Raw genomic sequence first — 5647 nt, forward strand, 5'->3', positions numbered from 1 at the left:
TACCGCCGGCACGCCGGTAAAGTCCTGCATCAGGACGCGTGCCGGACGGTAGGCGATTTCCCGGTCGGCATGGGCCTGTTGCAGCCAGCCGGCCAGGGCGCGAATATCTTCTTCAGTTACCGAGTCACCGTCCTGCCAGCGCAGCAGGTTCTCCATCAGCACCTTCAGCGACTTGGGCAGTCGACTGATCTCGCCCAGCTGCTTCTCCGCCAACGGCAGACTGTAGTAATGCCAGGTTTTATCGTTGACCTGCAGCGTGTCCTTACTGGCTTCTCGTAGGGTTGACGACATAGCTCCTCCTTTATCTCAGGGATGGCATACCCTGATTCTCCTCAGGGTCTCCATTAAAGATAACACATACTGAGCATAACACTTTGATAACAACCCAAATTGCTAAATACGACGAGACAGAGAGAGAGGAAACGGGAATTATCCGAGAGCAGGCGAAATAGCACCAAAATAGTGCAAAGAGGGCGTATGCCGATATTGTATTAGTACACGAGGACAAAAAAAGAGCTAATCGGCCAGCTGGCAGTGATTAGCTCTGGTGAGTGATTTCAGGTTGGATGAATCCAGCGGCAAAATATATTCTCCCTGTATTGCCGGTCACTGATTTTATATTACAGTTTCCTTTCACTGTCATAAAAATGACATGTATCTACAACGATGACCTACAGCTTTAGCTGACAATCCAGATGTTGCAGATGGTGAGCGCGATGATGCTCCAGAACATCGCCAACCCTACCAACACTACGCCCCATACGCGACTACGCAGAACGGGATCGATTTCGGTTTTGTCATTCTCGTATGACATCGCCAGTTTCATGTAATCGATATTACTTATCATATTGTCACCACCAATTGCTCAAATCATCAGGTACAGATAAATCTTAATTATGGATAAAAGATTAATCCAGTGAATTTAGGCCTGATGGAATATATTTAACCGGTTATTTGATCGCGGCGGGCATAATGAAAAACGTGTTGCCAAAAATTATTAATTTTGTGATTGGTTCGAGGTTTAAGTTGTTAAATACAGTCCATCATAGTTAATGGCACTCCTCGCAGGGAGTGCCATTATTATTTTCAGGGTTATTTTTCCGGAAGTTTTATATCTTTGAACATCGCTTCAATATCTTCATTCGAGCGTAAAGCCACCGCGGTATCTACCACGTCCCTGGTCAAATGGGGAGCAAAACGTTGAATAAAATCATACATGTAGCTTCGTAAGAAGGTGCTACGGCGGAAACCTATCTTAGTGGTGCTGTGGCTGAAAATACCGTTCGCATCCAGCTTCACCAGATCCGGGTCAGAGACCGGATCCACCGCCATGCTGGCGATTACCCCTACCCCCAGCCCCAGGCGAACATAGGTTTTGATGACGTCGGCATCGGTGGCGGTAAAAACAATGCGCGGCGTCAGGCCCGCACGGTTAAACGCGGTATCCAGTTCTGAGCGGCCGGTAAAACCAAAGGTATAGGTTACCAATGGATACTGGGCCAGTTCCTCTATGGACACCGAGCCCTTGGTGGCCAGAGGATGCTCGGGGGTCACTACAATCGACCGGTTCCAGTGATAGCATGGCAGCATCACCAGATCGTCATACAGATGCAGCGCCTCGGTGGCGATGGCGAAATCGGCATTGCCTTTCGACACAGCCTCCGCAATCTGAGTCGGCGAGCCCTGATGCATATGCAGCGACACCCGCGGGTAGCGTTCAATAAACCCCTTGATCACTCCCGGTAACGCATAGCGCGCCTGGGTATGGGTGGTGGCGACGTAAAGAGACCCTTTGTCAGGCCAGGTATGCTCTCCGGCGACAGATTTGATGGCATCGACTTTCGACAGCACTTCGCGGGCGATGCGGATGATCTCCTGCCCGGCCGGCGTCACCTGGGTTAAGTGTTTACCGCTGCGGGCAAAGATCTGAATGCCCAGCTCATCCTCCAGCATGCGGACCTGCTTACTGATACCCGGCTGGGAGGTATAGAGCCCTTCGGCGGTGGATGAAACATTCAGGTTATGGTTAACCACCTCAACGATGTAGCGAAGCTGTTGTAGTTTCATGGCTGATATCCGTTTGCGCGTAAAATGAAGCCGCTTAATACACTTTACGTTCAGGCAACTTGTCGCCGATGAAGGCCCTGGGCTCCCGGCAGTTGGCCATAGTGGCGCCGCAATGCATCCTGAAAGCGATGATGTATAAGACGTTTTAATAATAAAAAAGGCATTAACTATAACCACTATATCATTTATATCAACACTGTATAGACGCTAACGAAAAATAATATAGGTGGTTATAAGGGGAGGAAATTAACGCAAAGAGGGGAAGACGACACGGCAGAGAAATGCACTCTCTCTGCCGGTCGCCTGAGCAGGAAAAGCGCGCTTTTCCTGCCCGAACGAACGCCATTACTTTTTGGCTTCCGTCCACTTACCGTCGATAAAGAAAGCTGACCAGCCGGTCGCTTTGCCCTCTTTTTCGGACGCCACGTACTGCTGCTTGGTTTTACGGCTAAAGCGTACCAGCGTTTTATTGCCTTCCGGATCCTGCTGCGGCGCATCGGCGAGATAACGCAGTTTTTCCGGCAGACGATCGCGGAAGCGGTACAGCTCCTCCACCAGCGGCGCACGCGTTTCCCGTGATTTCGGGAAGGTGTTGGCCGCCAGGAAGACGCCCGCCGCCCCGTCGCGCAGCACAAAGTAGGCGTCAGACTTCTCACACGGCAGCTCCGGCAGCGGCACCGGATCTTCCTTCGGCGGAGCCACTTCGCCATTGCGCAGGATCTTACGCGTGTTCTTACACTCGTCGTTGGTACAGGCCATGTACTTACCGAAACGCCCCATTTTCAGGTGCATTTCAGACCCGCACTTCTCGCACTCCACCACCGGGCCGTCATAGCCCTTGATGCGGAATTCGCCCTCTTCAATCTCGTAGCCGTCGCAGGTCGGGTTATTACCACAGACGTGCAGCTTACGCTTAGGATCGATAAGGTAGCTGTCCATCGCCGTCCCACACTTCTGGCAGCGACGTTTGGCGCGCAGCGCGTTGGTTTCCGCGTCATCGCCTTCCAGCACGTTGAGGACTTCGTTCTCCGGCACCAGGTTGATGGTGGTTTTGCACCGCTCTTTCGGCGGCAAGGCATAGCCCGAACAGCCGAGGAAAACGCCGGTGCTGGCGGTACGGATCCCCATTTTACGGCCGCAGGTCGGGCAGTCGATGCTGGTGAGCACCATCGGGTTCGGCTGCATGCCGCCCTCTTCCGGATCTTTCTCTGCCGTCGCCAGCTGGGTGGTAAAATCGCCGAAGAAGTGGTTCAGCACCTCTTTCCACTCGGCCTGGTGGTTCGCAACCTGGTCGAGGCGATCCTCCATCTGCGCGGTAAAATCGTAGTTCATCAGATCGCGGAAGTTTTCTTCCAGCCGGTCGGTAACGATCTCGCCCATTTTTTCGGCGTAAAAACGACGATTTTCCACCCGCACGTAGCCGCGATCCTGAATGGTCGAAATGATCGACGCGTAGGTCGACGGACGGCCAATCCCGCGTTTTTCCAGCTCTTTCACCAGCGAGGCCTCGCTGAAACGCGCCGGCGGCTTGGTAAAGTGCTGCGCAGGCGTCAGCTCCACCAGGCTCAGGCGGTCGCCCTGTTTGACCAGCGGCAGCGTCCGGTCTTCATCGCCCTTGCGCAGCGCCGGCATGACTTTTGTCCAGCCGTCGAAACGTAAAGTGCGACCGCGCGCTTTCAGTTTGAAATCACCCGCAGCCACGGTCAGCGTGGTGGAGTCGTACTGCGCCGGCGTCATCTGACAGGCGACAAACTGGCGCCAGATCAGCTGATAAAGCTTCTGCGCATCCGCTTCCATATCTTTCAGCGTTTCCGCCAGCACGTTCACATCAGACGGACGAATCGCTTCGTGCGCTTCCTGCGAGTTTTCTTTGCTGGCGTACTGGTTCGCGCTATCCGGCAGATATTTTTTGCCAAACTTGTCGCTGATGTAGCCGCGAACCATGTTCAGCGCGTCCTGACTCAGGTTGGTGGAATCGGTACGCATATAGGTGATGTGCCCTGCCTCATAGAGTCGCTGAGCCATCATCATGGTCTTTTTCACGCCGAAGCCCAGACGGGTGCTGGCCGCCTGCTGCAGGGTGGAGGTGATGAACGGCGCGCCCGGCTTGCTGCTGGTCGGCTTATCTTCACGCTCCAGTACGCTGTAGCTGGCTTTTTCCAGCAGCGATACCGCCGCCATGGTCTCATCGCGGCTGACCGGACGGAACGGCTTATCGTCCTTATGGGTCACCTGCAGCGGCAGGGCGTCACCGCCCGGCGTGGTGGTGCTGGCGTCGACTTCCCAGTACTCTTCCGGGACGAACGCTTTAATTTCACGTTCACGCTCCACCACCAGGCGGACCGCGACGGACTGCACGCGCCCGGCAGAAAGACCACGGGCGATTTTTTTCCACAGCAGCGGCGAAACCATATAGCCCACCACGCGGTCCATAAAACGACGCGCCTGCTGGGCGTTAACCCGATCGATATTCAGTTCGCCCGGCTTTTCAAAGGCCTGACGAATAGCGTTTTTGGTGATCTCATTGAACACCACGCGGCTGTAACGCTGTTCATCGCCGCCGATGACTTCCCGCAGGTGCCAGGCAATGGCTTCCCCTTCGCGGTCAAGGTCGGTTGCGAGATAGATGTGGTCAGCTTTTTCCGCCAACTGTTTGAGTTCTGAAACTACCTTTTCTTTACCCGGAAGTACTTCATAGTGCGCATTCCAGTCATGCCATGGGTCCACGCCCATACGGTTAACCAGAGCACTACGTTCGTCCTTTTTAGGCTTTTTAGCCCCTTTGGTGGCGGTAGAGTCGGCGCTCTTTTTGGAAGCTGATCCACTGGTCGGCAAATCGCGGATATGACCGACGCTGGATTTCACCACGTAGTCATTACCCAGATACTTATTGATCGTTTTGGCTTTTGCCGGGGACTCAACGATAACGAGAGCTTTACCCATATTCACCTTTACCTAATTTGATTCATCCAGGAATACATCGCACATTCATACACCCTCCACTGGCGACTGCCTCATATGTTGCGGCACCGTCGGTGAATATCAACCCTGAACACCCGTTTCATCTCCGTAAAACCAGGCGCTTGAGTTTGCTGACTTTTTCTCGTCAGGTGACATAGCACGAAGAATTTTTGGCCGAATGTCAAGCAAATCTGTTGCCAGATCGCCGAAAGCGTCACACTGTACCTGATAAAATTCGTTACGCAACTTTATTAGCATGCAAAAGCAAATCCCGCCAGTAAACGGCTGTTTCTCCACTGGTTACCATTACCCCTGATTTATGCATGGAAAATTTGCCCCACGCCGCCGCGCGGCGTAAACTACGCGCGGAGAAAAAGAGGAGTCCGTTATGCAAGGTACAACCCAACCAATCGATCGCCAGACGCTGCTCGAAAAAGCCAACAAACTTATTCGCGAACATGAGGATACGTTAGCCGGTATCGAAGCCACCGACGTCGTTCAGCGCAACAATGTCCTGGTGTTTAGCGGTGAGTTTTACCTTGATGAGCAGGGACTACCGACGCCGAAGAGTACAGCGGTATTTAACATGTTTAAGTATCTTGCTCACGAGCTGTCGGAC

The 5647-nt window shown here is 53.3% G+C and carries 4 protein-coding genes and 1 pseudogene; 1 reads left to right on the forward strand and 4 read right to left on the reverse strand.

The genetic code is table 11. The annotated features are described in order from the left end of the window. From HMPREF9538_RS29680 to topA, 4 genes and pseudogenes are all read right to left on the reverse strand, one after another. Window positions 1–291: pseudogene (locus HMPREF9538_RS29680) on the reverse strand (aconitate hydratase); the annotation flags it as partial. A 388-nt stretch (window positions 292–679) separates the two neighbouring features. After that, entirely contained in the window at window positions 680–847 is a 168-nt protein-coding gene (locus HMPREF9538_RS17865; protein WP_002901776.1) for a YmiA family putative membrane protein, read from the reverse strand. 245 nt (window positions 848–1092) lie between these two features. After that, the gene (gene cysB / locus HMPREF9538_RS17860; RefSeq protein ID WP_002901772.1) at window positions 1093–2067 is read right to left on the reverse strand and encodes an HTH-type transcriptional regulator CysB; all 975 of its coding nucleotides are present in this window, start codon (window positions 2065–2067) and stop codon (window positions 1093–1095) included. 345 nt (window positions 2068–2412) lie between these two features. Beyond that, window positions 2413–5010, reverse strand: a complete 2598-nt coding sequence (gene topA, locus HMPREF9538_RS17855) for a type I DNA topoisomerase (RefSeq protein ID WP_002901763.1) — start codon at window positions 5008–5010, stop codon at window positions 2413–2415. Window positions 5011–5416: 406 nt separating this feature from the next. On the opposite strand from topA, the gene HMPREF9538_RS17845 reads away from it, so the two are divergent. Next, window positions 5417–5647: YciN family protein (locus HMPREF9538_RS17845; protein WP_009484631.1), on the forward strand; the 231-nt coding region annotated here is incomplete at its 3' end.

Origin of the sequence: Klebsiella sp. MS 92-3 (assembly GCF_000195655.1) — a bacterium.
GTDB lineage: Bacteria > Pseudomonadota > Gammaproteobacteria > Enterobacterales > Enterobacteriaceae > Klebsiella > Klebsiella pneumoniae.

What these genes read in the sequence shown, in the direction of transcription:
- HMPREF9538_RS17865 (WP_002901776.1), bottom strand. Translation starts at nt 847, where the DNA reads ATGATAAGTAATATCGATTACATGAAACTGGCGATGTCATACGAGAAT.
- cysB (WP_002901772.1), bottom strand. Translation starts at nt 2,067, where the DNA reads ATGAAACTACAACAGCTTCGCTACATCGTTGAGGTGGTTAACCATAAC.
- topA (WP_002901763.1), bottom strand. Translation starts at nt 5,010, where the DNA reads ATGGGTAAAGCTCTCGTTATCGTTGAGTCCCCGGCAAAAGCCAAAACG.